Source organism: Pseudidiomarina indica (genome assembly GCF_900104245.1).
Lineage (GTDB): Bacteria > Pseudomonadota > Gammaproteobacteria > Enterobacterales > Alteromonadaceae > Pseudidiomarina > Pseudidiomarina indica.
Genome location: NZ_FMXN01000015.1, coordinates 1 through 25969, shown reverse-complemented (window position 1 = coordinate 25969; position 25969 = coordinate 1). Strand labels below are relative to the sequence as shown.

Below are 25969 nucleotides of genomic sequence, written 5' to 3'. Positions count from 1 at the left end.
AGCTTGTTGCTGGTCGTTTGGCAAGCACCTTGGGCTGGACAACAGGTAACCATTCTTAGTTACGGGAAGCGAGTTGTTGGCGTCATTGCGCAACGGGTCGATTGGATTTGGAATTATTTTCTATTAAACCCGTTGGTTGGGTGATGGCGAATGCTGAATTTTGGGCGCTATAAACTGTGGTTGCTGGTGGGCGGAAGCCTATTGTTAAGCCTGGCTTGCTATCACTTGATCCAGCAATACATTGACGAAAACACGCAACGCCAAGTTTTGCAACAGCAAGAAGTGGAAGCTGCTGTGCTGGTGAGCCAACGTGATTTAATGGCCGGGGAAACCATTCAAGAAGAGTATTTGGTGGTGCGGAATTACCCCCAACGTTTGGTGCAAGAAACCTGGCTGCGACCAAGTGATGCAGTCGCGATTATCGGGTTAACAACCAGCCGTTTTGTGGAACGAGGCGAGCCTTTTACTGCTGAAGCCATTGCGGTCGGGCGGCAACTTGGGCTCGCAGGACGACTCAGCGCCGGTCGTTATGCGGTGACCGCTCAAGTTTCGTTGCAGCAGCTTCACCATGGGCTATTACAGGTAGGGGATTGGGTCACCTTGCGGGGGCGCAATTATTTATCCGAGCAAGCGCCCGTTGAATTGGTCAATATCCCCGTGATTGCTTTTGACCAATTTGAGACGACTCAGCATATCGATATGCAAGTGGGTGGGTACTTACCGACCACGATTACCTTTGAAATGACGGCTGAGCAGGCACAGCAGTTTGAGCAGATTCGGCAGCAAGATTTCGCGCTATGGTTGCAACATGACAATGCTTATCAACCAAGCGTTCAGGTGCGGCCGATTAAGATTCATTGGTTTGCCACGGATAGGGCGACACAGCATGAACTATTTTAATTTATTGGGTTGGCTTCTGGCCATGAGCATCAGCTCCACAGTGGTTGCGAGCGAAACAGTCCGGCTGCAGGTGGGAGCAACGCAACTCTTGCAATTGGAACACGTGAGCCATGTGGTGGTGGGTGACGAAACACTGCTACAAGTTGAGCTCATTGAGCCTCATGATTTGGTATTAAAAGCGGTCCAAGCAGGACAAACAGAGCTTATTTTACGTCATGACTCGGGGGAGTTTACGACCCTTGCGATCCATATTAGTGCGCGTCCCAATGTGAGTGAAACAGCGCAGCTAGCGTGGTTGCACAAGTCCTTTCCGCAATTGACGATTCAGCATCACGAAGGCTTGGTAGAAATTAGCGGGCAATTGCCTTCCAATGCCTATCAACAGGTGCAACAGGTCGGCGAAAAATACCCCCACTGGTTACTTCTGTTACAAGAAGTTCCGGTGCCCATGCAGGCCATGATTGAATTACATGTCCGAATTTTGGAGGTGAAACGGCAGCGTGCGGAAAGTTTTGGCGTGAAATGGCCAAGTTCGGTGGCTGGCCCTACCATTAGTGATGACACCTCGCCGTGGTTGGATTTCCCCATTCTATTGAACTCCACCGTGAATTTGTTAGTGCAAAGTGGTCATGCTCGTGTGTTAGCAGAGCCGCGGCTGATGGCTGCCAGTGGTGGCCAAGCAGAATTCTTGGTGGGTGGCGAAATTCCAATTCCGCAGCTGAGCGCGCAAGGGGTTCCTGATTTGGAATTTCGCGATTATGGCATTTCGCTTTCGATGTCACCGACCGATTTAGGGCAGGGGCAGGTGTCCACCTTGATCCAGGCGGAAATCAGTACCATCGATCCGGCTACGGCAGTACAAGGGATCCCGGGAATGTTAACCCGCCGAGTCAGTAGTTTACTTACCGCTGAAAGTGGTGAGGCCATCGTGTTATCTGGATTATTCAGTCAGGAGCAGTCCCAGCACGCTGATTTGTTTCCCGGCTTAAATCAACTTCCGATTCTTGGCGAGCTTTTCACCTCACGCGAGTTCCGCTCCGCGCAAACTGAGTTTGTGGTGGTCGTGACCCCCACGTTGATGACGCATAAAAAACAGCAACAACAAGCCCATCAACAGGCGCAACAAGATATCGAAGCGTTTCGTCAGGCAATTCAATGTGTGGGGCTTTATGACGAAAACTAACCGAGAAGCCGCAGGGCAATACCTTCGTCGCACGTTGCAGCGGAGTCAGCAAAATATTGAGGCCATGACGCCGTCAGAACTTCATCAACACGCATTGACCTTACTTGATGGCTATCGTTTGACGTTGCCATCGGAACAAGCCAGTCAACTGCTCCCGATCATGAAGGAAATCGTCAATGACTGCATTGGGTTAGGTCCATTAACACAGTTGTTACAAGACCCCAGCATCAGTGAAATTATGGTCAATGACTACCAGACAATATTCATTGAGCGGCAGGGACAGCTGGTGGCGAGTGAGGTTGCCTTTGCCAGTGAAGCTGAATTGCTGCGAGTGATTGAGCGAATTATTACCCCACTGGGACGGCGCTTAGATAGTTCACAACCTATGGTCGATGCGCGGTTACCCGATGGCTCTCGGATCAATGCTGTGTTGGGGCCATTAGCCTTAAAAGGAAGTTGTTTAACTATCCGGAAGTTTCTTGCCAAACAGCTCGAACTGACCGAGTTAGTGACACAAGGAGCACTATCAGCAGCTGCGGCTGACTATTTACAGCAGTGCATGCTCACGCGCCGTAACCTGGTGATTGCTGGCGGCACAGGAACTGGAAAAACCACCTTGCTGAATACCTTGGCAAGTTTAATACCAGCCGACCAACGGTTGGTCACTATTGAAGATGCGGCTGAGCTTAAGCTGGCGCATGAGAACCTGATTGCGTTGGAAGCGCGCCCAGCAAATGCCGAAGGTCAGGGGCAAATTACCATCCGAGAATTGCTGATTAACGCACTGCGCATGCGGCCCGATCGAATTATTGTTGGCGAATGTCGTGGTGCGGAAGCACTGGATATGTTGCAAGCGATGAACACCGGACACGAAGGCTCCTTGACCACCTTGCATGCCAATAGTGCTCGAGAGGCGTTACAGCGCTTGGAAGTGATGGTGTTGATGGCTGGCTTTGATATTCCGCTGATGGCAATTCGGCAGCAAGTGGTGGCCTCCGTCGATGTGGTGGTTCATATCAAACGAACCTCTTCTGGTCAGCGGGTGATCCATGAAATTTGTGAAGTCACGGGGTTTGATGCCAATGTGATTCAAATGAATCGCATGTTCTATCGTGAAGGCGAGCAGTGCCTTGCAACAGGAGTGCTGTCGGCATGGACATCATGACCCGCTTTTTTATCGTGCTCACAGGCACCACGGTCATTTTTAGTGGTCTTTATGCCTTTTCATTAGGGATTCGTCGATGGCGTAAGCCGGCTCAATATTGGCTAACCGAAAGCACGGAAAGCTCATTGGATGCGTTTCTCATTTATGTACCCGCAGAAGTATTTTGGCAACGTTTACTGGGATTGCTGTTGCCTATTTTGTTTCTATTAACCTTCCTATTTTCATTGTGGACCAGTGTGGGGGCGGCGCTCGTTGTGGGCGTCTCGATTTTCTTATTAAAGCGCTCTTTGTTACTACGGCGCTATCGATTAATCACCAACCAATTACCTGATGCAATCGATTTATTAGTAACGGCCATGCAGGCGGGTCTTAGTTTTTCAGCGGCGTTGGAGCGCAGTACTCCGCAACTGCCAGCACCATTACGCCATGAGTGGGCACTGATGATTCGGCAATTGCGAATTGGTGAGTCGATGCATGCCGTGTTGCAACAATTTTATCAACGGATCCAAACCGAAGCCGTGTTGCAGTTATTGCTCACGATTCAGCTTGGTTTGCAGCATGGGGCGCAACAAGTTGAAGTATTGCAACGCTTGGCATTGAATCTGCGGCAACAACATTATGCCGTGGAGCGCGTAAAAAGTTTATCGGCGCAGGCGCGCATGCAAGGCAAAGTGATGGTTTTACTGCCGTTAGGGCTCTTTTTTAGTTTGCATTTTATTCATCCGGAAAACACTGAAATCTTGTTGCACACGACTCCCGGTAATTACTTAATTGGCCTTTGTTTCGTGTTGATCGGAATAGGCCAATTGCTTGTTCGACAGATATTAGGGCGTGCCTATGCCCGCTGACTGGATTCTGATCAGCACCTTAGGAGTGACCAGTTTTATTGTTATCAGTGGCTGGGGCATGGTGCTTTGGTATGGATATCAATGGCCGCAAATGCGTGGGTTGTTTCAGCGTGGGGTGGCTGGCTTGCCACCCACATTGCAGCAACGGCTCGTGCAGTTCGCTCAGCATCAAGCGATCGACCAAACCGCCGCAGGTTGGCTGCAACAACGAGTATTTTTAGCTCTCTTTATTGCCCCGTTTGTGCTGTTGCCGCTGCCGTTGTTATACAAGCTGGCCCTAGTGCTGATCTTGTTACTGCGTTGGCTGAGCGCCAAACAGCGACAACGCCGATACCTCCAACGTGTGCTAAGCCAGTGGCCGAGCACCTTAGATATGTTATCGATGTTGATTCAAGCGGGGCTATCGTTACCAGCAGCATTGCACGCCTTGCATGGCACCTCGAATCATTTAGCGAGCATGGCCGAATTGGGACATTTACATCGGTTGCAGCAAAGTGGCGCGACCTTAACGGAGGCACTGCAGGTGCTGACGCAACGAATTCCGCATGCGTGGATTAGCCTGTTTGCTGGCGCGGTTCTGCAAGCACAGCATACTGGCGGCGCCTTGGCTCAAACGTTACGAAGCCAAGCAGAACAGTGCCGCCAACAACAGCTATTAGCGGCTGAAAAGCGAGCACAAGAAGTGGCAGTAAAGCTCATGTTGCCGCTGATTTTTTGTTTTTTCCCAGTCACCATGCTGTTGATTTTGGGACCGATTCTAATTCGCTTTGCGACAGGAGGAGAATGGTGAAACAAGGACGTTTCTATGATGAGCAAAGTGGCCACTTACTGTGGCGAGAAGTACGCGTAATGGATTACTTTCCGCAACGCTTGGTGGGCATGCTCTACCATAAACTGCCACCAGCTGACGTTGCCTTTTGGTTTCCACGTTGCCGCACTATTCATACTTGGGGAATGCGCTTTCCTATCCAAGTGATTGGGCTGGATAGCGAATATCGAGTCCTCGCAGTGCACCCTCAGGTACCATCGGGGCAAGTGGTGCGAATTGCTGGCGCTGATTCCATGATTGAATGCTGTGCAAGCATCGTCCTCGATTGCCCGTTGCGGGTTGGGCAGCAATTGCAATTTCGTTGGAGTGAACAAGTGAATGAATAAAAAACTAGGGTTGCTAATTGTTAGTGGGATAGTGCTGAGTGGGTGTCAACTGACCCCCACTTCAATGGCTAACCATGAGCACATGGACACGCATTATCAAATCGCGCATAAAGCTTATCAACAAGGGGATTTGCATGTGGCTGAAGGTTATTTACATCGGGTTACCGAGGCCGAACCGAATCATGCTCCCAGTTGGTGTTTATTAGGGCATATTGGATTTCGCTTAAATCGTTACGAGGCAGCGCAGCAAGCCTATGAAAGGTGTTTGCGCATTCATCCTCAACAGCCGCTAATTTGGCATAATCTAGCTGCGCTGAGGCTGCGGCAAGCAACAGAGCTGCTCATGACAGGGTTGCCCTATTTGACCCAGGAGACTGCTCCTTTAGTCCCTCACTTCAAGCAAAACTATCAATTACTTTTGAATGAGTTGAAGTATTTGCATGGGTTGACTCTGGAACCAACGGAGGTGACTGAGCATGCCCACTAAGCAGCGTGGAATGTTTGCCCCTATGGTGGTGTTGTTTGCAGCCATGCTCGCGATGTTGGCGCTCCCTCATCAAGATGCATCCATCGGACAGTTGCAACGCTTACGCTATCAGCATGAAACCTGGTGGTTTTGGCAACAAGCTGTGGCAACGCTGCACCGTGATACTGGAACTTGGCCAGCGAGCCTGACTGAAGTGGCGCAGCACTTCCAACTTGGCGAGGTTCCCCAGTTTATTGTGGGTATTTTGCATGACGATAGGTTTGATCTTGAATGGATCGGGTTATCAGCGAGTGATTTGGAATTATTGCAAGAACTTGATACGACCGCTGTGGTGAATATCGATGGCCATATTGTCCGTAACAAGCCGGGTGAAAGTGGCGCCGAAGTGACCATGAGCTACCTGCCTAGAAGCGGGGAAGCAACGATGCTTACGGCCTTATCGTTGGCTGGGCATCAGTTGCGGGTCAACCATTTGAATGCGGAATTAGTGAACGTGACTGACAGCGCTAAAATGGCTCAAGTAACTGTGGATGAAGCGCAAATTCAGCGGGTTCAGTACCATCGGGTGTTGACCGTTACAAGCTTTCACTCAGCCCCCATGCTATTGGACGAGCTCCTCAGCTTAAAAAGTCAAATTGACGCCTTGCGAGAGAAGTTATTAGAACATATGAAGCCTGAGCCTGGTCAACCTTCTCCCTATCGTCACTCATCTTGTGATTCTTGCACTTGATGGCGTTGATCTTGCGTGTGCTCAACCCGTTTTAGATCGAGGTGAAGCGCCGCCTTTGCCAGCAGATGCGCACTAATAGGAGCGGTTAGAAATAGGAAGATAGTAACTAGCAATTCGTGCAAGCTGAAACTATCCACTACTGAAAAATAAATAATTGATGCGATGAGGACACTACCGACTCCAAGCGTGGTGCTTTTCGTTGGTGCATGCAGACGGGTCAAAAAATCAGGGAAACGAGCCAACCCGATGGAACCAATTAAGGCGAAGGTGGCGCCAATAACAATCAATAGCGCGGTCAGCCACTCCAGCCAATTTGGAAGTTCGTATAAGTTCATGTGCAACCCTATTCGATAATATCGCCACGTAAAAGAAATTTAGCCGCTGCCACGGTGCCAATAAAGCCAAACATGGCAATTAATAAGGCGGCTTCAAAGTAGAACTGTGTGCCGTGCCAAATACCAAGAATAATTAATAAGGCGAGTGAGTTAATGTAAATGGTGTCGAGCGCTAAAATACGATCAGGTAAATCAGGGCCTTGATAAAGACGCCAAAGATTGAGCAGCAAGGCAACACTGAACACAATGAAGGCATATTGAAGGGCGTAAATTAGCATTTGAAAATCTCCTTCAAGCGCAGCTCGTAACGCTGTTTGATGTCACGAATCATTTGGTCGTGATCCTTCACATTCAGGGCGTGAATTAAAAGTTTAGTACCATCATGGTTAAGCTCAGCAGAGACAGTTCCTGGCGTCAATGTAATGGTGCCGGCCAGAACGGTAATAGGGATTTCACCCTGAATATCTAACGGGTATTCAATCAATGCCGGTTGAATGTTGCGTGATGGCAGCAAAATAATGATCGCAATATCTAGGTTTGATTGAACAATATCAATCATCAGTAAAATGAGATACTCAACAATTCGGAATGGACGGTGGAGCTTGGCGCGAAAATCCAATCCTCGCACTGTGAGTAATGGAATAATGATTGCAAGAATCGTCCCGAGCACAATGTGACCCGCTGAAACAGAGTTTTGCAACAACAGCCAAAACAGTAATAGAAATAAACTGAGTAAAGGACTGGGTAAGAGTTTAGTCATGGTTAGCAACTCCTCCTAAACTAGCTTCAATGTATGCTGTCGGGTTACGTAAGTCTTCAGCAATATGTTCGATGTAATGACTGATGCCATCAGCAAAGATAGTGAGACTCACCACCGCTGCGAGGAGCAGAAAAATAGCCGTTAGTTGGCCTTTTGCATGTCGCACATCACCGACTTTACCATTGAAGTTGTGCCAGAAGATACGGCTGCCAGCACGCGACAGCGAAACTAGAACTAAAAAGCTAGTTCCAAGGACCAATGGCCACAATAAGGCAACTTGTGCACCGGTTCGCGCCGCCTCCAGGATAAACAATTTACCAATGAAGCCGGAAAAGGGCGGCATGCCGATCACCGCAATGGCGGCCACAAAAAACATGCCGCTGAGGAGCCCATGCTGTGCCATACGCCGACCTTTTACAATCCGTGATGCCGTTTTGCCTCGCTGTTTGGCGATGACGTCCACAATCAAAAACAGTGCTGCCGTAATGAACGTAGAATGTAAGAGATAATAGAGTACTGCCGTGATGGAGGTTTCTGAATTCATGCTAAAGGTGGTCAGCATGGTCCCCACTGAGACCACCACTAGATAGGCAATAATCAGTCGCAGATCGCGACTGCCAATAATACCAATGCCGCCTATAGCTAGGGTTCCTAAGCCTAACCACCATAACCACTCGTAACCTAGTAGTGCAGAAGCGCCGGCATGTTCGCCAAAAATCAGGGTGAAGGTACGTAAAATAGCGTAGACCCCCACTTTGGTCATAATCGCAAATAACGCTGCAACGGTTCCGGTGGTAGTGGCGTAGGCTTGTGGAAGCCAAAAATAAAGTGGAAGGAGCGCTGCTTTCAGAGCAAAGACAATGAGTAAGAGCAGGCCACCCACCCGTGCGATGGCAGCATCATCTTGTGACAGTTGACTTAGCTTGACGGCAAGATCCGCCATATTGAGGGTGCCGGTAATGCCATAGATAATTCCGAGAGCAATGAGGAATAACGAGGAGCCGAGCAGGTTGAGCATTACATAATGCAAGCAAGAGCGCAGTTTTGATTTTCCGCCCCCATGCATCAGTAGGGCATAACTGGAAATCAGCAATACTTCAAAAAATACAAATAAGTTAAATAAGTCGCCGGTCAGGAATGCGCCCACAATGCCCATGATTTGGAACTGAAATAAGGCATGAAAATGTGAGCCGATGCTATCTTCCCCATAGCAGGCATACCAGAGGACCGGCAGTGCTAACAGTGCAGTGAGTAACACCATTAAGACGGCGAGTTTATCTGCCACAAGAACAATACCAAAGGGGGCCTGCCAACCGCCTACAGCATAAACGTGCACGCCATTCTGTACCTTGAGCGCTAAGGCCAAGGCGACAAGTATGAGTGCCACACAGGAAGTTAATCCAATTGCACGGCGGTAAGGTTGTGGATTCTCTCCCCAAGGAAGTAACAACAACAATGCTGCCAGCAGTGGGATTAAAATAGGTAAAATCACAAGGTGTTGCGACAACATCAGCGATTGCCCTCCCCATCTTTCGCTTGGGGGTCGTTCACTTCGTCCGTACCAAGTTCACCGCGCACGCGTACCGCCAAGATAATGGTATAGGCGGTCATCGCAAACCCTATCACGATAGCGGTTAAGACAAAGGCTTGCGGTAACGGGTCGGTGTATTCCGCTTGATTCCCAATGATGGGTAACTGATTCAGTACCAATCGACCCGTGGAAAATAAGAACAGGTTAACCGCATAAGACAACATGGTTAACCCCATGACGATAGGGAATGACCGTCCTCTTAAAATTAAATAAATACTGCAGGCAGTGAGAATGCCAACAGTGATGGAAAATAGCGCTTCCATTACAGATTCTCCTGTCGAGGGCGATGTTTTGTCGTCATTTGTCCAAAGTTCGCTAAGATCATTAATGTGGCTCCGATGACAGTGAGGTAAACCCCAATGTCGAACAGCATCGCCGTGGCAAATTCAAACTCCCCGACAATCGGCCAATCCACATGCGTAAACCATGACGTTAGGAAGGCATGGCCAAAGAGCCAACTTCCTAAACCAGTAAATAATGCAATCATGACACCAATGGCGGCGATAGTTTGATAGTTATAATCAAAGCGTTCTTTTACCCAATCCACGCCGTTTGTCATGTATTGCAAAATGACCGCTGAAGCGGTGATAAGCCCCGCAATAAAGCCTCCGCCGGGAACATTATGGCCGCGGAGAAGCACATAAACCGATACCATAAATGCCAATGGCAATATCATTTGGGATACGACTTTGGCCATTAGCGGATGTTTCACGTGGTGCCAAGCGCGCCCATCGGCATCACTCGATGGCATGAAAGGTCTTAAGTTATTTAACAGTTTGTGGATACCCACCGCAGCAATGGCGAGAACTGTGATTTCTCCTAAAGTATCGAACCCACGGAAGTCCACAAGAATCACGTTGACGACGTTGGTGCCACCCCCGCCTGGCACCGCTTGGGCAAGGAAAAAATCAGAAATGGACTGGAACGGGCGGGTGAGAATGGCAAAGTTCATGGCACCTACAATGCCGCCGATGAATCCAGCAATCAACAAGTCTCGCGCAACTCGCCCGCCGCTTGACGCCTTCGGTACGCGTTGCGGCATAAAGAACAGTGCCAAAATCATTAAGATAACACTGACCACTTCAACGACTAATTGGGTGAGCGCGAGATCTGGGGCTGAAAAATGGATGAAAGTTAACGACACCATTAAACCAACCACCGACAACATCATTAATGCTTTGAGTCGATGCCGATGAAATGCCGCGGTTCCGATGGCAGCAAAAGCGATCATGACAGCTCCCACCACACTAACTGAGTTGATTGGTTGTTGTGCGCGGGCCCCAGTCAGCTGACTGATTTGGTAAATTTCTGGCAGCACAAAGATAATGGTAATAATAAGGAGTGCAGCCATATATCGCTGGAGGGAGCCGGTCTCAATACGATTGATTAAGGCATCACAAAAGTTGGTCGCTGCCTTGACGATTTTAGCAAAGACATCTTTGGCATTTTGATAGTCAAATTGACGATTAAAAGTAAGCAGCTCATTGCGGTTGAGGTAGATTCCTAAGCCGCCAGCGAAGGCCAATGCACTCATCAACAAGGCATAATTCAAACCATGCCACAGTTGAATATCCACAACGAATGGCCACGGGCTCACAGCAGTCATGGCTGATTGTAAAATACCTGCGGTAAAAATCATTGGTGCAATGCCCACTACAATACACAAACCAGCAAGGATCATGACGGGCATCCGCATCATCAGGGGGGGCTCATGTGGCTGCTTGGGTAATTGCTCCGAAACTTCGTCAAAAAAGACACCATGGACAAAGCGAATGGAATAGGCCACCGACAGCATTGCCCCGACTGTGGCAAGCACCGGAATAATCCATGAAAGCCCCCCGAATAAATGTTGCTGATAGGTTTCTACAAAAAACATTTCTTTTGATAAAAAACCATTCAACAGCGGAACCCCGGCCATGGCGGCGGCGGTGATACACGCCAGTATCATGGTATAGGGCATAAATTTCCGGAGGCCACTGAGTTTTCTCAAATCACGGCTTCCTGCTTCATGATCAATGATTCCGGCAATCATGAATAAACCGGCTTTAAAGGTGGCGTGATTCAAAATATGGAACAAAGCAGCTAGTAACGCGCCACTGGAACCCAACCCGAGCAGCATGGTAATGAGCCCGAGGTGACTAATGGTTGAAAAGGCAAGTAACCCTTTTAGGTCGGTCTTAAACAGGGCGAAATAGGCCCCAAGCAACATGGTGGTAAGCCCGGTTAAGGTGACCAAAGTGAACCATTCAGGGGTTCCGCCTAACGCTGGGAACATACGAGCGAGTAGAAAAATTCCTGCTTTCACCATGGTGGCCGAGTGTAAGTAGGCACTTACTGGCGTTGGTGCGGACATGGCATGAGGGAGCCAGAACTGGAACGGAAATTGTGCGGACTTGGTAAAGGCACCTAATAGCACTAATAGCAAGGCGGGCAAATACAGTGCATGGTTGCGGATACTGTCTGCTGCTAGGATGATTTGATCCAGTTGATAACTTCCAGCCATATTGCCAATGAGTAAAACTCCCGCCAGCAGTGCTAAGCCTCCACCACCGGTTATCGCAACTGCCATGCGAGCACCACGCCGAGCTTGGCTTTGATGTGACCAATACCCAATCAAAAGGAAGCTGGAGATGCTCGTGAGCTCCCAGAAAAACCAAAGTAGGATGAGGTTGTTGGCAGTCACGATACCGAGCATCGAGCCCATGAACAGGAGCAAGTATGCAAAGAACTTCGGGCGGTTATCGTTATTCGTTAAATAAAAATGTGCGTAGATAATAACGAGTAGGCCAATGCCAAGGATGAGTCCGGCAAAGAGTAAGGAAAGTCCATCCAAGCGAAAACTTAGGTTTAAGCCCAGTGCAGGCAGCCATTCGTGGTGAAAGTTCGGGTAATTCCCTTGTAAGGTGGCTGGCGCTAAGGTGAGTAAGAGTAGCAAACCAATGGCTGCGACCGCAGCGGTCACCAGCGTGATCTGCCGATGGGAACGCGTCATGACCGCATAGGGCAACACCGCCCCTATAAACGGTAGTAAAACAATGAGTGCGAGCTCCATAAATTTCCTTGTTGGTTAAACCTTCTTGCTTCCCCGTTGATTGAATTTAGCATTTGAGGAGAACCCTTGCCAACTGCTTCGATCCCGTTAGATTGACTGTCTACCGTGGATTCAAGGAGATCTGAGCTCATAAATAAGTAGGGCAATTCGTCAAAAAATTTGGTATGATTTCGATTATTGGGCCTGTCACCAAAACCAAGCTCAATGCGACACCCCCATAAATTTATTTTATTTCGTCTTTCGCACTACCATATCATTTTTTTATCTGTTACAATTCGCCGCCCTTTTTATAAGGGAAAGTCTGTTATTCTCAAAATTTTAGTTCCTAGTTTTATGGGCTGAATGGCGAGATTAATTTGGCAGTAGCGGCCCAAAAGGGTCTGTTTTTTACATAAAGCGGAGCACTGCAATGATCCAAATGCAAACTACACTGGAAGTGGCCGATAACAGCGGCGCACGCAGCGTACAATGTATTAAGGTTCTAGGTGGCTCGCACCGCCGTTACGCAAACATTGGCGACATCATCAAAGTATCTGTGAAGGAAGCAATTCCACGCGGTAAAGTGAAGAAAGGCGATGTTGTGAATGCGGTGGTCGTTCGCACCAAGAAAGGCGTCCGTCGTCAAGACGGGTCAGTCATCCGTTTTGACCGCAACGCGGCTGTTTTGTTGAACAACAACAAGCAACCAATTGGAACTCGTATCTTTGGACCAGTGACTCGTGAATTGCGCTCTGAGCAGTTCATGAAAATTATCTCTCTGGCACCAGAAGTACTATAAGGAGTCCAGACATGGCGGCAAAAATCAAACGTGATGATGAAGTAGTAGTCCTGGCAGGTAAAGACAAAGGTAAGCGCGGTAAAGTGCTGAAAGTCGATACCGCTTCGAATCGTGTCTTCGTAGAAGGCGTTAACATCATTAAGAAGCACCAAAAGCCAAACCCAGCATTGGGCGTAGCTGGCGGTATTGTGGAACAGGAAGCTGCTCTCCACGTTTCTAATGTTGCGATTTACAACCCAGAGACTGGTAAAGCAGATCGTGTTGGTTTCCGGTTTGAAGACGGCAAAAAAGTTCGTTTCTTCAAATCAACTAACGCAATCATTTAATTTTTTTAATTTGGAGTTTTACGATGGCGAAACTGCATGATTTTTACAAAGAATCAGTAGTTCCTGAGCTGATGAAGCAGTTCGGCTACAACAGCGTCATGCAAGTCCCTCGGATTGAAAAAATCACCCTTAATATGGGGGTTGGTGAAGCTCTGGCAGACAAAAAGATTCTCGACAACGCAGTAAGCGACCTAGAAGCTATTTCTGGTCAGCGTCCAGTACGCACTGTAGCTCGTAAATCTGTCGCTGGCTTCAAAATCCGTGAAGGCTACCCAATTGGCTGTAAAGTGACTCTGCGTGGCGAGCGTATGTGGGACTTTTTGCAACGTTTAATCATGATTGCAATTCCACGTATTCGTGACTTCCGCGGTTTGAACCCGAAATCGTTCGACGGTCGGGGAAATTATAGTATGGGCGTACGTGAGCAGATCATCTTCCCTGAAATCGACTTTGATAAAGTCGACAAGGTTCGTGGTCTTGACATCACTATCACCACTACTGCAGGCACTGATGACGAAGCTCGCGCTTTGCTCGCTGCCTTTAACTTCCCGTTCAAGAAGTAAGGTGTAGAGTTATGGCAAAAGAGTCAATGAAATTGCGTGAGCTCAAGCGTCAAAAGCTTGCAGCTAAATACGCAGAAAAACGCATCGCACTGAAAAATGTGATCAGCGATCCGAATACTTCGGACGAAGAGCGTTGGGAAGCCGTGCTTAAATTGCAAAGTCTTCCTCGTGATTCGAGCCCATCACGTCAGCGTAACCGCTGTCGCGTAACGGGCCGCCCACACGGTTTCTTACGTAAATTCGGCATGAGCCGTATTAAAGTGCGTGAGAAAGCGATGCGCGGTGAAATTCCTGGCTTGAAAAAAGCTAGCTGGTAAGCCACGAGTCACGGGAGAAAGCAAATATGAGCATGCAAGATCCAATTGCGGATATGTTCACTCGCATCCGCAACGCTCAGGGTGCTAACAAGGTATCCGTGCGCATGCCGGCTTCAAAACAGAAAGTGGCAATTGCCCAAGTTCTGAAAGAAGAAGGCTACATCGCGGACTTTAATGTTACTGAAGAAGTTAAATCTGAACTTGAAATCACATTAAAGTACTTTGAAGGCAAACCTGTTATTGAATCAATTGAGCGCGTAAGCCGCCCTGGATTGCGTATTTACAAAAAACGCAATGAACTACCTAAAGTAATGGGTGGTTTGGGTGTCGCTGTAGTCTCAACTTCAAAAGGCCTAATGACTGACCGTGCTGCGCGTAAAGCAGGCTTGGGCGGTGAAGTTATTGGTTACGTAGCTTAACGAGGAGTTAGGACATGTCACGAGTTGCTAAAGCACCGATTGCCATTCCTGCTGGCGTTGAAGTTACGCTAAATGGCCAGGAAGTAACAATCAAAGGTGCCAAAGGCTCATTGAGCCGTGTAGTTAACGATGCAGTCGAAGTTGTTGTTGAAGACAACGTACTGCGTACTGTTGCACGTGAAGGCTTTGCAGATGCAATGGCTCAAGCGGGTACAGCACGTTCGTTAATTCACAATATGGTGGTTGGTGTTGCACAGGGTTTTGAGCGTAAGCTCCAATTAGTAGGTGTTGGTTATCGTGCTAACACTGCAGGTTCTAAATTGAACCTGGCATTGGGCTTCTCTCACCCAGTAGAGTTCGATATTCCACAAGGAATTACTATCGAAGTCCCAACACAAACTGAAATTGTCGTAAAAGGTGTAGACAAGCATTTAGTTGGCCAAGTTGCCGCTAATATTCGCGCATACCGTAAGCCAGAGCCTTACAAAGGCAAAGGTGTCCGTTATGCAGATGAGCAAGTGCGCCGTAAAGAAGCCAAGAAAAAGTAAGGTAAGACGATGGACAAGAAATCAGCTCGCTTACGCCGCGCTACCCGCGCTCGTAAGAAAATGCAAGAGTTGGGTGCTAACCGCCTGGTCGTTCACCGTACACCACGGCATATTTACGCACAGCTTATTGCACCGAATGGTTCTGAAGTATTAGCTTCAGCTTCAACAGTCGAAAAATCACTTCGTGACCAGCTTAAAACAACTGGTAACATCGAAGCGGCTAAGATGGTTGGCAAGCTGATCGCTGAACGGGCGATTGAGAAAGGCGTGAGCAACGTTGCATTCGATCGCAGTGGTTTCCGTTATCACGGACGCGTTGCTGCTTTAGCAGACGCGGCTCGTGAAGCTGGACTTCAGTTCTAGGAGACGAACATGGCAAATGCAAATGTAGAAGCTCAACAAAGTGACCTGCAAGAAAAGCTGATCACAGTAAACCGTGTAGCAAAAGTAGTTAAAGGTGGTCGTATCTTTAGCTTCACTGCACTGACTGTGGTTGGTGATGGTCAAGGTCGCGTGGGTTTCGGTTATGGTAAAGCACGTGAAGTTCCAGCTGCTATTCAAAAGGCAATGGAAAAAGCACGCCGCAATATGATAACCGTTCAGTTGAAAGGTGATACCTTACAACACCCAGTGAAAGGCCGTCATTCAGGTTCACAAGTATTTATGCAGCCAGCTCATGAAGGTACAGGTATCATCGCCGGTGGTGCGATGCGTGCAGTACTCGAAGTTGCAGGCGTACACAACGTGCTGTCAAAAGCATATGGTTCAACCAACCCAATCAACGTTGTACGTGCCACTATCAAGGCACTTCACGGTATGAAGTCGCCTGAGCAAGTAGCGGCCAAACGTGGATTGAGCGTTGATGAAATTTTGGGGTAGTGAGCAATGGCGAATAAGACAATTAAAGTAACCCAGACGCGTAGCTCCATCGGTCGTTTGCCGAAACATAAAGCTACACTTCGCGGTCTTGGTCTACGCCGCATTGGTCACACGGTCGAGCTGGAAGATACTCCAGCGATCCGCGGCATGGTGAACCAAGTAATTTACATGGTAAAGGTGGAGGACTAAAACATGTACTTGAATACGATCTCCCCTGCACCTGGTGCTAAAACTAGCAAAAAGCGCTTAGGCCGTGGCATTGGCTCAGGCTTAGGCAAAACAGGTGGACGTGGTCATAAAGGCCAAACTTCACGTTCTGGTGGTTCTATCAAGCCAGGATTTGAAGGTGGTCAAATGCCAATCCAACGCCGTTTGCCAAAGTTTGGCTTCACTTCACGTAAGGCATTGACTGCTGCTGAAGTGAACTTGGCTGAGATTGCAAAAGTTGCTGGTGATACCGTAACCTTAGCTTCATTAAAAGAAGCAGGTTTGATTCGTAAAGACGTATTAACTGTTAAAGTGATCAAGTCTGGCGAAATCAACCGCAAGGTTACTGTTCAAGGCATTAAGGTCACCAAAGGCGCCCGCGAAGCTATTGAAGCGGCTGGCGGCAAAATCGAAGGATAGGGCACATGGCTAAACCAGGATTGGAATCTAACAGAGCTCAAGGTGGCACGTCGGAGCTGAAACGTCGACTGCTGTTTGTACTCGGCGCATTAATTGTGTTCCGTGCGGGCTCCTTTGTGCCGATTCCTGGTATAGATGCCGCGGTATTGGCGCAACTATTCGATCAACAACGAGACACCATTGTTGCCATGTTTAACATGTTCAGCGGTGGTGCACTCGAACGTGCATCGGTATTTGCTCTTGGTATTATGCCGTACATCTCAGCTTCGATTATTATGCAATTAGCAAGCGTGGTTCATCCACGTCTTGCTGAGCTTAAAAAAGAAGGTGAGAGTGGTCGGCGTAAGATCGCCCAATACACACGTTGGGGTACATTGATACTCGCAACGTTCCAATCCGTTGGTATAGCGACAGGCTTACCAAATCTGATGCCTGGCTTAGTTGTTGACCCAGGTTTCGGCTTTTACTTCACCGCGGTGGTGAGTTTGGTTACTGGTACCATGTTCTTAATGTGGTTAGGTGAGCAAATTACCGAGCGGGGGATTGGCAACGGTATCTCTATTCTAATCTTCACCGGTATTGTAGCGGGGCTCCCGTCGGCCATTGGCCAAACGGCAGAGCAAGCGCGACAAGGTGATTTACATTTATTGTTGTTGTTGCTGATTGGTGTGGTTGTCGTAGCAGTAACTTATTTCGTTGTTTTCGTTGAGCGTGGCCAACGCCGCATTGTGGTGAACTACGCAAAACGTCAACAAGGCCGTAAGGTATTTGCTGCTCAGACAAACCATCTGCCATTGAAAGTGAATATGGCAGGGGTAATTCCACCAATTTTTGCATCGAGCATTATTTTGTTCCCGGGCACTATCGCCACTTGGTTCGGCCAAGGTGATGGCGCGGTAGCAAACTTTTTACAAGAGTTGTCAATGACATTGTCACCAGGACAGCCTTTGTATGTTATGCTTTATGCCGCAGCAATTATTTTCTTCTGTTTCTTCTATACTGCGTTGGTATTCAACCCACGCGAGACAGCTGACAACCTGAAGAAATCCGGTGCGTTTATCCCTGGCATTCGTCCAGGCGAACAAACCTCTCGGTACATTGATAAAGTAATGACCCGCTTGACGCTTGCTGGCGCCTTGTACATTACCTTTGTCTGTTTGGTTCCTGAGTTCATGATGATTGCTTGGAACGTTCAATTCTATTTTGGTGGAACGTCTCTACTCATTATTGTGGTTGTTATCATGGACTTTATGGCGCAGGTCCAAACTCACTTGATGTCACATCAATATGAGTCGGTCCTGAAAAAAGCTAATCTTAAAGGCTTTGGCCGTTAAGATTGGATAATTACGGAGTGTAGCAATGAAAGTTCGTGCTTCCGTGAAGAAAATCTGCCGTAACTGTAAAATTATTAAGCGCAATGGTATTGTGCGGGTAATTTGCAGTGACCCTAAGCACAAGCAACGGCAAGGTTAATTCGAAGAAGAAGCCCGCAGTCAAAAAATAGTTTTGGCTGCGGCTTTGATATGTTTGCAAATTGGCGACCGGTTGAGTATCCTAACGGGCTTTTCAAATTCGGTCACCCATAGACAATAGGAGACGTGTTAGTGGCCCGTATCGCTGGCATTAACGTTCCTGACAATAAGCATGCAGTCATTGCTTTGACTGCGATTTACGGTATCGGTCGTACTCGTTCGAAAGCGATTTTAGCTTCGATCAACCTACCAGAAGATACAAAAATCGGCTCTTTGTCAGAAGAGAAATTGGATGAGCTTCGTGATGCAGTATCTAAGTATACTGTTGAAGGCGATCTTCGCCGTGAAGTTTCAATGAATATCAAACGCTTGATGGACCTAGGATGTTACCGTGGTCTTCGTCATCGTCGCAGCTTACCTCTACGTGGACAGCGCACTAAAACAAACGCGCGTACTCGTAAAGGTCCGCGTAAACCGATCAAGAAGTAAGGAGTTGATCAATGGCTAAACAACCAACTCGTACTCGTAAGCGCGTAAGAAAGCAAGTTGCCGATGGCATGGCCCACATCCATGCATCTTTCAACAATACCATTGTGACCATCACTGACCGTCAAGGTAACGCGTTAGCATGGGCAACGGCAGGTGGTTCTGGTTTCCGTGGTTCACGTAAATCAACCCCATTTGCTGCACAGGTTGCTGCAGAGCGCGCGGGTGAAATGGCAAAGGAATACGGTTTGAAAAACCTAGAAGTGTTCGTGAAGGGCCCAGGCCCAGGTCGTGAGTCATCGATTCGCGCGCTGAACGCTGTAGGTTATCGCATCACGAATATTACGGATGTGACTCCTATTCCTCACAACGGTTGTCGTCCGCCTAAGAAACGTCGCGTTTAATAGGCGCTAAACGATAGTTGGAGAAAGAACATGGCTAGATATTTGGGTCCAAAACTCAAACTAAGTCGTCGCGAAGGAACAGACCTGTTCCTGAAGAGCGGCGTACGCGCAATCGACACGAAATGTAAACTCGAAAGCGCACCGGGTCAGCATGGCGCACGTCGTGGACGTCTGTCTGATTACGGTTTGCAGTTACGTGAAAAGCAAAAAGTTCGTCGTATTTACGGCGTGCTAGAAAAGCAATTCCGTAACTACTACAAAGAAGCTGCCCGTATTAAGGGTAATACTGGTGAAAACCTGCTGCAATTGCTTGAGCAACGCCTTGATAACGTGGTGTATCGCATGGGCTTTGCATCAACTCGTGCTGAAGCACGTCAGTTGGTGAGCCATAAGGCTGTGGTAGTGAATGGTCAAGTTGTCAACATTCCTTCGTTCAAAGTACGTCCGGAAGATGTTGTTGCTATTCGCGAAAAAGCTAAAAAGCAGGCACGCATCGCAGCCGCACTGGAACTTGCTGATCAGCGCGAGAAGCCAGTATGGTTGGAAGTAGACAGCACTAAGATGGAAGGCCAATTCAAACGCATTCCAGAGCGTGCAGACTTGTCTGCTGAAATTAACGAACAGTTGATCGTAGAGCTTTACTCGAAGTAAGGCTTAAGCATAAAGAGAGGACACAATGCAGGGTTCTGTTACCGAATTCCTAAAGCCAAGGCTAGTCGATATCGAACAAATTAGCCCGACTCACGCTAAAGTGACGTTGGAGCCTCTTGAGCGTGGCTTTGGTCACACGCTGGGCAACGCGTTGCGTCGTATTTTGCTTTCATCTATGCCAGGTGTGGCAGTGACTGAAGTGCAAATTGACGGCGTTCAACACGAGTACAGCAGCAAAGAGGGTGTTCAGGAAGACATCATCGAGATTCTGTTAAACCTGAAAGGTTTAGCGGTAATCATGGAAGGTAAAGATGAAGCGATTCTGACCTTGAAAAAATCCGGAGCGGGCCCTGTCAAGGCTGGCGATATCATCCATGACGGTGATATTACTATCATTAACCCAGACCACCTGATCTGTACTTTAACAGGTGATACCGAGATTAATATGTCAATCAAGGTAGAGCGTGGTCGTGGTTATGTACCAGCTTCGGCTCGTCAGTCAGCTGACGATGAAGAGCGTCCGATCGGTGTGCTACTAGTAGACGCATCTTTCAGTCCGGTAGAGCGCATTGCTTATAACGTCGATTCTGCACGTGTTGAGCAACGTACTGACTTGGACAAACTGGTTATCGATATGGAAACCAATGGTACATTGGATCCAGAAGAAGCCATTCGCCGTGCAGCAACCATTCTAGCTGAACAGTTAGAAGCCTTTGTTGAACTACGCGACATGAGCGAGCCAGAAGAGAAAGAAGAGAAGCCGGAGTTCGATCCAATTCTGTTGCGTCCAGTAGACGATTTAGAATTAACTGTGCGTTCTGCGAACTGTTTGAAAGCAGAAGCTATTCAGTACATTGGTGACTTAGTGCAGCGTACCGAGGTGGAGTTGTTGAAAACACCTAACTTGGGTAAAAAATCGCTCACCGAGATCAAGGACGTGCTTGCGTCACGTGGTTTATCACTAGGCATGCGCCTAGAGAACTGGCCGCCAGCAAGCCTAGTTGATCGCGACTAAGTTATCTATTACATAGATTTACTGAGAAGGGTATAGGTATGCGCCATCGTAAGAGTGGTCGTCAACTCAACCGCAATAGCAGCCATCGCAAAGCGATGTTTAGCAATATGGCAAGCTCACTGGTTCGTCACGAAGTGATCAAAACCACGTTGCCTAAAGCGAAAGAACTGCGTCGTGTTATCGAGCCGCTAATCACTTTAGCGAAGCAAGATAGTGTTGCAAATCGCCGTTTAGCGTTTGCTCGCACTCGCGATAAAGAAGTGGTTGGTAAGTTGTTCAATGAATTAGGTCCGCGTTATTTAGAGCGCGCTGGTGGTTACACTCGTATTTTGAAGTGTGGCTTCCGTGCTGGTGATAATGCACCAATGGCCTATGTTGAACTAGTTGACCGTCCAGAAGTAGACGCAGCGGTTGCAGAAGTCGCTGTCGAAGAGTAAGTGATTCGTCACTAAGAAAAGGCCGCTCAAATGAGCGGCTTTTTTATTTTCTATTGTTTAAAGAATGTCAATATTCAGTGCGGATGTCAGAAAGGTCGGTTTCCGTTAATTGATGTCGCGCTGCGATCGCTTCTAATTGATCAGCATTAATTCCCCCATTTTGGTAGGCACTACGTAGCAATTGAATGGCGCGCTTTCGTCGGGCGTCTCGTTCTGCCTCGGTCATCGTTTTCGAATCATTTGAGCCAATAAGGTCACTAAGAGTATCCGTCAGATAATTGCCCAGGGCGGGCGCTGCAGATAATACTGTGTGAATAATCGTCGCTAATTTCGAAGGGTCTGCCTGATGATGAGCACGCAAGATACCATCAGCCGTATTGGGTTCGGTGGTGACGGCAACGCGAATCACATCGTTCAGATGGCTTGGTTGAATTTCATCAACGGCTGAGACTGCAGTTTCTGCATAGCTTGGTTCGGTTTCCACGGCGATCCGAACAATATCGGCCGGATCCGCCACCTGCAAATTTAATGCGACGGAAATGATCTCACGGGTAAAGGCCGGTTCTGCGTCAATGGCGGCTTTGATGATATGGCGATAATGTCGAGGATAACGTTCAAAAGCAGCATATAAGATGGGGGTAACATGGTGCGGATAATTGCTAAGTAATACTCGCACCGAGCGCGTGGATGAAAAGTTCCGTTGCTCGTAATACCTTAGCATCCGTTTGTAGGTGTCGGCCAAACGCTGTTGATCCTCTGTCAGGACAGTATCCTTATTGACGAGTGATTCGATGACTGCAGAATCATTGGCATATAAACCACTACTGAAGAACAGGCTGGTTGCTAATAAAGCAGGCAATACTTTCATTTGGCGCACCCCAAGGTTTTATTTTTATTCTTATTGAACGTTCGTTTTTACCACGAGACGTATTTATAGACAACAAACTGTTAAGTTTTGTTCAATTTGTTTAAAAATAGACCGAACGATAAAAAAAGCAAAAAAAGATCTTGCAGAAGGTGCGGGGATCCTTATAATTCGCCGCCGTTGTCACCGAGTCGTGACAGCCGTTAAGTGCAGCGGGGCTGCAAAAAAAGATCCAAAAGGATCTTGACCTTAACGACCGGTTGCGTATAATACGCATCCCGCTTCATCAGACCTGAAGCGAACGTTCTTTAACAATTTACCAAGCCAAGCAAACTGTGTGGGCACTTCCGAGAATTCAGTGCAGAGAAAAGGTGTCTTAGACACCACCTGACTGATTGAAGAGGTGCTTAACAAACAAAGCTTTATTAAGTCATTGATTCAATGGGTCGATTAAACACTTTAAATTGAAGAGTTTGATCATGGCTCAGATTGAACGCTGGCGGCAGGCCTAACACATGCAAGTCGAGCGGTAACAGGGAGTAGCTTGCTACTTCGCTGACGAGCGGCGGACGGGTGAGTAATGCTTGGGAACTTGCCTTTGGGAGGGGGATAACCGCTGGAAACGGTGGCTAATACCGCATGATGTCTACGGACCAAAGCGGGGGCTCTTCGGACCTCGCGCCCAAAGATAGGCCCAAGTGAGATTAGCTAGTTGGTGGGGTAATGGCTCACCAAGGCGACGATCTCTAGCTGTTCTGAGAGGATGATCAGCCACACTGGGACTGAGACACGGCCCAGACTCCTACGGGAGGCAGCAGTGGGGAATATTGGACAATGGGGGGAACCCTGATCCAGCCATGCCGCGTGTGTGAAGAAGGCCCTAGGGTTGTAAAGCACTTTCAGTGGTGAGGAAGGCTTGTTAGCGAATACCTAACAAGATTGACGTTAGCCACAGAAGAAGCACCGGCTAACTCCGTGCCAGCAGCCGCGGTAATACGGAGGGTGCGAGCGTTAATCGGAATTACTGGGCGTAAAGCGTACGTAGGCGGCTTATTAAGCAAGATGTGAAAGCCCCGGGCTCAACCTGGGAATGGCATTTTGAACTGGTAGGCTCGAGTTCTGAAGAGGGTGGTAGAATTTCCTGTGTAGCGGTGAAATGCGTAGATATAGGAAGGAATACCGGTGGCGAAGGCGGCCACCTGGTCAGAGACTGACGCTGAGGTACGAAAGCGTGGGGAGCAAACAGGATTAGATACCCTGGTAGTCCACGCCGTAAACGATGTCAACTAGTTGTTCGTGTCATTAACGACGTGAGTAACGCAGCTAACGCACTAAGTTGACCGCCTGGGGAGTACGGCCGCAAGGTTAAAACTCAAATGAATTGACGGGGGCCCGCACAAGCGGTGGAGCATGTGGTTTAATTCGATGCAACGCGAAGAACCTTACCATCCCTTGACATCCACAGAAGGTCTTAGAGATAGGACTGTGCCTTCGGGAACTGTGAGACAGGTGCTGCATGGCTGTCGTCAGCTCGTGTTGTGAGATGTTGGGTTAAGTCCCGCAACGAGCGCAACCCTTATCCTTAGTTGCCAGCACGTAATGGTGGGAACTCTGGGGAGACTGCCGGTGATAAACCGGAGGAAGGTGGGGACGACGTCAAGTCATCATGGCCCTTACGGGATGGGCTACACACGTGCTACAATGGCGTATACAACGGGAAGCTAGCCTGCGAGGGTATGCGGATCTCATAAAGTACGTCGTAGTCCGGATTGGAGTCTGCAACTCGACTCCATGAAGTCGGAATCGCTAGTAATCGCGGATCAGAATGCCGCGGTGAATACGTTCCCGGGCCTTGTACACACCGCCCGTCACACCATGGGAGTGGGCTGCACCAGAAGTAGATAGCTTAACCTTCGGGAGGGCGTTTACCACGGTGTGGTTCATGACTGGGGTGAAGTCGTAACAAGGTAGCCGTAGGGGAACCTGCGGCTGGATCACCTCCTTATGTAAATTGCCTGATATCGGCAAGTGCTCACACAGATTGTTTGGTTTGGTAGAAGTAACGAATGGATAGAAACTGGGTCTGTAGCTCAGCTGGTTAGAGCGCACCCCTGATAAGGGTGAGGTCGGTAGTTCAAGTCTACTCAGACCCACCACTAATGGGGCCATAGCTCAGCTGGGAGAGCGCCTGCCTTGCACGCAGGAGGTCAGCGGTTCGATCCCGCTTGGCTCCACCACTTCAATGTTGTGTTGTCTATCCGTTTCGAAGTTAGTGTTAAGCCTTTAGGTTTACCAGTAACTTTGTGTTACGTGCTCTTTAACAATATGAACAAGCTGATTGTAATAAAGAAAGAAATGCCACTCTACTTGAATCGAATTGGTAGAGGCGCATCGAACTTGTGTACAGCAAACGACACAGCCCATGCGACTTGAAGACATTTTCGGGTTGTATGGTTAAGTGACTAAGCGTAGACGGTGGATGCCTAGGCAGTTGGAGGCGATGAAGGACGTACTAACTTGCGATAAGCCATGATGAGGCAGTAAGAGCCGCTTGAGTCATGGATTTCCGAATGGGGAAACCCAGTGTGCTTGCACACTATCTTGCACTGAATTCATAGGTGTAAGAGGCGAACCCGGGGAACTGAAACATCTAAGTACCCGGAGGAAAAGAAATCAACCGAGATTTCCCTAGTAGCGGCGAGCGAACGGGAAGCAGCCCTTAAGCAATCATAGTTTTAGTGGAATCTGTTGGAAAGCAGAACGATAGAGGGTGATAGTCCCGTACACGAAGAGGCTATGTTTGTGAAAACGAGTAGGTCGGGACACGTGTTATCTTGACTGAATATGGGGGGACCATCCTCCAAGGCTAAATACTCCCAACTGACCGATAGTGAACCAGTACCGTGAGGGAAAGGCGAAAAGAACCCCGGCGAGGGGAGTGAAATAGAACCTGAAACCGTCTACGTACAAGCAGTAGGAGCCCTTTGGGGTGACTGCGTACCTTTTGTATAATGGGTCAGCGACTTATATTTTGTAGCAAGGTTAACCGTATAGGGGAGCCGTAGGGAAACCGAGTCTTAACTGGGCGCTAAGTTGCAAGGTATAGACCCGAAACCGAGCGATCTACCCATGAGCAGGTTGAAGGTTGAGTAACATCAACTGGAGGACCGAACTCACATCTGTTGAAAAAGATGGAGATGACTTGTGGGTCGGAGTGAAAGGCTAATCAAGCTCGGAGATAGCTGGTTCTCCCCGAAATCTATTTAGGTAGAGCCTCGGACGAATACCTCTGGGGGTAGAGCACTGTTTGGGCTAGGGGGTCATCCCGACTTACCAACCCCATGCAAACTCCGAATACCAGAGAGTACTATCCGGGAGACACACGGCGGGTGCTAACGTCCGTCGTGAAGAGGGAAACAACCCAGACCGCCAGCTAAGGTCCCCAAGTAATGGCTAAGTGGGAAACGATGTGGGAAGGCTTAGACAGCTAGGAGGTTGGCTTAGAAGCAGCCATCCTTTAAAGAAAGCGTAATAGCTCACTAGTCGAGTCGGCCTGCGCGGAAGATGTAACGGGGCTAAGCCATTCACCGAAGCTGCGGCAGCGAATTTATTTGCTGGGTAGGGGAGCGTTCTGTAAGCCGTTGAAGGTGTGTTGAGAAGCATGCTGGAGGTATCAGAAGTGCGAATGCTGACATGAGTAACGATAATGGGGGTGAAAAACCCCCACGCCGGAAGACCAAGGTTTCCTATCCCATGCTAATCAGGGTAGGGTAAGTCGGCCCCTAAGGCGAGGCCGAGAGGCGTAGTCGATGGGAATCAGGTTAATATTCCTGAACCGACATGTACTGCGATGGGGGGACGGAGAAGGCTAGGCAAGCCGGGTGTTGGTTATCCCGGTGAAAGTAAGTAGGCTGAGGACTTAGGCAAATCCGGGTCCTTAAGGCTGAGATACGAGACGAGTACCCACGGGTGCGAA

32 protein-coding genes, 2 tRNA genes and 2 rRNA genes are annotated in these 25969 nt (G+C 48.5%); 29 read left to right on the top strand and 7 right to left on the bottom strand.

The window, feature by feature from the left end:
* Positions 1-150: 150 nt before the first annotated feature.
* The 8 genes from cpaB to BLP64_RS09950 are packed head-to-tail and all read left to right on the top strand — an operon-like array spanning position 151 to position 6468.
* Positions 151-900 (top strand): Flp pilus assembly protein CpaB, encoded by a 750-nt coding sequence (gene cpaB, locus BLP64_RS09985; RefSeq protein WP_092593912.1) that lies wholly within the window; start codon positions 151-153, stop codon positions 898-900.
* Complete coding sequence (locus BLP64_RS09980; protein ID WP_176754969.1) at positions 887-2083, top strand: type II and III secretion system protein family protein; 1197 nt, start codon at positions 887-889, stop codon at positions 2081-2083. Before cpaB ends, BLP64_RS09980 begins: the two co-directional genes overlap by 14 nt.
* Positions 2070-3248, top strand: coding sequence for a TadA family conjugal transfer-associated ATPase (locus BLP64_RS09975; RefSeq protein WP_233340150.1), 1179 nt, complete (start codon positions 2070-2072; stop codon positions 3246-3248). The genes BLP64_RS09980 and BLP64_RS09975 overlap by 14 nt, the downstream gene beginning before the upstream one ends.
* Positions 3236-4096 carry a type II secretion system F family protein gene (locus tag BLP64_RS09970; RefSeq protein WP_092593910.1) on the top strand — a complete coding sequence of 287 codons (861 nt, stop codon included), beginning with the start codon at positions 3236-3238 and terminating at the stop codon, positions 4094-4096. The genes BLP64_RS09975 and BLP64_RS09970 overlap by 13 nt, the downstream gene beginning before the upstream one ends.
* The gene (locus BLP64_RS09965; protein WP_092593909.1) at positions 4086-4886 is read left to right on the top strand and encodes a type II secretion system F family protein; all 801 of its coding nucleotides are present in this window, start codon (positions 4086-4088) and stop codon (positions 4884-4886) included. Before BLP64_RS09970 ends, BLP64_RS09965 begins: the two co-directional genes overlap by 11 nt.
* Positions 4880-5251, top strand: coding sequence for a DUF192 domain-containing protein (locus BLP64_RS09960; RefSeq protein ID WP_092593908.1), 372 nt, complete (start codon positions 4880-4882; stop codon positions 5249-5251). The genes BLP64_RS09965 and BLP64_RS09960 overlap by 7 nt, the downstream gene beginning before the upstream one ends.
* Complete coding sequence (locus BLP64_RS09955; RefSeq protein WP_092593907.1) at positions 5244-5738, top strand: tetratricopeptide repeat protein; 495 nt, start codon at positions 5244-5246, stop codon at positions 5736-5738. The genes BLP64_RS09960 and BLP64_RS09955 overlap by 8 nt, the downstream gene beginning before the upstream one ends.
* Positions 5728-6468 (top strand): hypothetical protein, encoded by a 741-nt coding sequence (locus tag BLP64_RS09950; protein WP_092593906.1) that lies wholly within the window; start codon positions 5728-5730, stop codon positions 6466-6468. The genes BLP64_RS09955 and BLP64_RS09950 overlap by 11 nt, the downstream gene beginning before the upstream one ends.
* Here the strand turns inward: BLP64_RS09950 and BLP64_RS09945 are convergent.
* From BLP64_RS09945 to BLP64_RS09920, 6 genes are read right to left on the bottom strand one after another with little or no spacing between them, the layout of a single operon-like run.
* Entirely contained in the window at positions 6441-6803 is a 363-nt protein-coding gene (locus tag BLP64_RS09945; protein ID WP_092593905.1) for a Na+/H+ antiporter subunit G, read from the bottom strand. The two genes, BLP64_RS09950 and BLP64_RS09945, sit on opposite strands and share 28 nt — an antisense overlap.
* Before the next feature lie 8 nt (positions 6804-6811).
* The gene (locus tag BLP64_RS09940) at positions 6812-7081 is read right to left on the bottom strand and encodes a K+/H+ antiporter subunit F (protein WP_092593904.1); all 270 of its coding nucleotides are present in this window, start codon (positions 7079-7081) and stop codon (positions 6812-6814) included.
* The gene (locus BLP64_RS09935) at positions 7075-7563 is read right to left on the bottom strand and encodes a Na+/H+ antiporter subunit E (protein WP_092593903.1); all 489 of its coding nucleotides are present in this window, start codon (positions 7561-7563) and stop codon (positions 7075-7077) included. The genes BLP64_RS09940 and BLP64_RS09935 overlap by 7 nt, the downstream gene beginning before the upstream one ends.
* Positions 7556-9073: a monovalent cation/H+ antiporter subunit D gene (locus BLP64_RS09930; RefSeq protein ID WP_092593902.1), complete on the bottom strand. Its 1518-nt coding sequence runs from the start codon at positions 9071-9073 to the stop codon at positions 7556-7558. Before BLP64_RS09930 ends, BLP64_RS09935 begins: the two co-directional genes overlap by 8 nt.
* Positions 9073-9417, bottom strand: coding sequence for a Na+/H+ antiporter subunit C (locus tag BLP64_RS09925; protein WP_092593901.1), 345 nt, complete (start codon positions 9415-9417; stop codon positions 9073-9075). Before BLP64_RS09925 ends, BLP64_RS09930 begins: the two co-directional genes overlap by 1 nt.
* On the bottom strand, positions 9417-12206 hold the full coding sequence (locus tag BLP64_RS09920; RefSeq protein ID WP_092593900.1) for a monovalent cation/H+ antiporter subunit A: 2790 nt from the start codon (positions 12204-12206) through the stop codon (positions 9417-9419). Before BLP64_RS09920 ends, BLP64_RS09925 begins: the two co-directional genes overlap by 1 nt.
* 409 nt (positions 12207-12615) lie before the next feature.
* Between BLP64_RS09920 and rplN the strand changes: the two genes are divergently transcribed.
* The 17 genes from rplN to rplQ all read left to right on the top strand — a co-directional run bounded on the left by rplN (position 12616) and on the right by rplQ (position 21128).
* Complete coding sequence (gene rplN, locus BLP64_RS09915) at positions 12616-12984, top strand: 50S ribosomal protein L14 (RefSeq protein WP_092593899.1); 369 nt, start codon at positions 12616-12618, stop codon at positions 12982-12984.
* 11 nt (positions 12985-12995) lie between these two features.
* Positions 12996-13310, top strand: a complete 315-nt coding sequence (gene rplX / locus BLP64_RS09910) for a 50S ribosomal protein L24 (RefSeq protein WP_092593898.1) — start codon at positions 12996-12998, stop codon at positions 13308-13310.
* Positions 13311-13333: 23 nt separating this feature from the next.
* Positions 13334-13873, top strand: coding sequence for a 50S ribosomal protein L5 (gene rplE, locus BLP64_RS09905; protein ID WP_092593897.1), 540 nt, complete (start codon positions 13334-13336; stop codon positions 13871-13873).
* Positions 13874-13884: 11 nt separating this feature from the next.
* Entirely contained in the window at positions 13885-14190 is a 306-nt protein-coding gene (gene rpsN / locus BLP64_RS09900) for a 30S ribosomal protein S14 (RefSeq protein ID WP_092593896.1), read from the top strand.
* A gap of 26 nt (positions 14191-14216) precedes the next feature.
* Positions 14217-14609 (top strand): 30S ribosomal protein S8, encoded by a 393-nt coding sequence (gene rpsH, locus BLP64_RS09895; protein ID WP_092593895.1) that lies wholly within the window; start codon positions 14217-14219, stop codon positions 14607-14609.
* A gap of 14 nt (positions 14610-14623) precedes the next feature.
* A complete protein-coding gene (gene rplF / locus BLP64_RS09890) occupies positions 14624-15157 on the top strand; it encodes a 50S ribosomal protein L6 (protein WP_092593894.1) in 534 nt (177 codons plus the stop codon).
* Positions 15158-15166: 9 nt separating this feature from the next.
* The gene (gene rplR / locus BLP64_RS09885) at positions 15167-15520 is read left to right on the top strand and encodes a 50S ribosomal protein L18 (protein WP_092593893.1); all 354 of its coding nucleotides are present in this window, start codon (positions 15167-15169) and stop codon (positions 15518-15520) included.
* 9 nt (positions 15521-15529) lie between these two features.
* Entirely contained in the window at positions 15530-16036 is a 507-nt protein-coding gene (gene rpsE, locus BLP64_RS09880; RefSeq protein WP_092593892.1) for a 30S ribosomal protein S5, read from the top strand.
* A gap of 6 nt (positions 16037-16042) precedes the next feature.
* Positions 16043-16225 (top strand): 50S ribosomal protein L30, encoded by a 183-nt coding sequence (gene rpmD, locus BLP64_RS09875; RefSeq protein WP_092593891.1) that lies wholly within the window; start codon positions 16043-16045, stop codon positions 16223-16225.
* A 3-nt stretch (positions 16226-16228) separates the two neighbouring features.
* Complete coding sequence (rplO, locus tag BLP64_RS09870; RefSeq protein WP_092593890.1) at positions 16229-16663, top strand: 50S ribosomal protein L15; 435 nt, start codon at positions 16229-16231, stop codon at positions 16661-16663.
* Between the two features lie 5 nt (positions 16664-16668).
* On the top strand, positions 16669-17997 hold the full coding sequence (gene secY, locus BLP64_RS09865; RefSeq protein ID WP_092593889.1) for a preprotein translocase subunit SecY: 1329 nt from the start codon (positions 16669-16671) through the stop codon (positions 17995-17997).
* Between the two features lie 25 nt (positions 17998-18022).
* Entirely contained in the window at positions 18023-18136 is a 114-nt protein-coding gene (gene rpmJ / locus BLP64_RS09860; RefSeq protein ID WP_092593888.1) for a 50S ribosomal protein L36, read from the top strand.
* 131 nt (positions 18137-18267) lie between these two features.
* On the top strand, positions 18268-18624 hold the full coding sequence (gene rpsM, locus BLP64_RS09855) for a 30S ribosomal protein S13 (protein ID WP_092593887.1): 357 nt from the start codon (positions 18268-18270) through the stop codon (positions 18622-18624).
* 11 nt (positions 18625-18635) lie between these two features.
* Entirely contained in the window at positions 18636-19025 is a 390-nt protein-coding gene (rpsK, locus tag BLP64_RS09850; RefSeq protein ID WP_092593886.1) for a 30S ribosomal protein S11, read from the top strand.
* 30 nt (positions 19026-19055) lie between these two features.
* Complete coding sequence (gene rpsD / locus BLP64_RS09845) at positions 19056-19676, top strand: 30S ribosomal protein S4 (RefSeq protein WP_092593885.1); 621 nt, start codon at positions 19056-19058, stop codon at positions 19674-19676.
* A 25-nt stretch (positions 19677-19701) separates the two neighbouring features.
* Positions 19702-20691, top strand: a complete 990-nt coding sequence (locus BLP64_RS09840; protein WP_092593884.1) for a DNA-directed RNA polymerase subunit alpha — start codon at positions 19702-19704, stop codon at positions 20689-20691.
* A gap of 38 nt (positions 20692-20729) precedes the next feature.
* Positions 20730-21128, top strand: coding sequence for a 50S ribosomal protein L17 (gene rplQ / locus BLP64_RS09835; protein WP_092593883.1), 399 nt, complete (start codon positions 20730-20732; stop codon positions 21126-21128).
* A 67-nt stretch (positions 21129-21195) separates the two neighbouring features.
* On the opposite strand, the gene BLP64_RS09830 is transcribed toward rplQ, so the two are convergent.
* Positions 21196-21996, bottom strand: a complete 801-nt coding sequence (locus BLP64_RS09830) for a hypothetical protein (RefSeq protein ID WP_092593882.1) — start codon at positions 21994-21996, stop codon at positions 21196-21198.
* Positions 21997-22454: 458 nt separating this feature from the next.
* On the opposite strand from BLP64_RS09830, the gene BLP64_RS09825 reads away from it, so the two are divergent.
* The 4 genes from BLP64_RS09825 to BLP64_RS09810 form a co-directional block, all read left to right on the top strand.
* A 16S ribosomal RNA gene (locus BLP64_RS09825) occupies positions 22455-23998 on the top strand.
* Between the two features lie 74 nt (positions 23999-24072).
* Positions 24073-24149 (top strand) — tRNA-Ile (locus tag BLP64_RS09820).
* A 5-nt stretch (positions 24150-24154) separates the two neighbouring features.
* Positions 24155-24230 (top strand) — tRNA-Ala (locus BLP64_RS09815).
* A 215-nt stretch (positions 24231-24445) separates the two neighbouring features.
* Positions 24446-25969, top strand: a 23S ribosomal RNA gene (locus BLP64_RS09810); the annotation flags it as partial.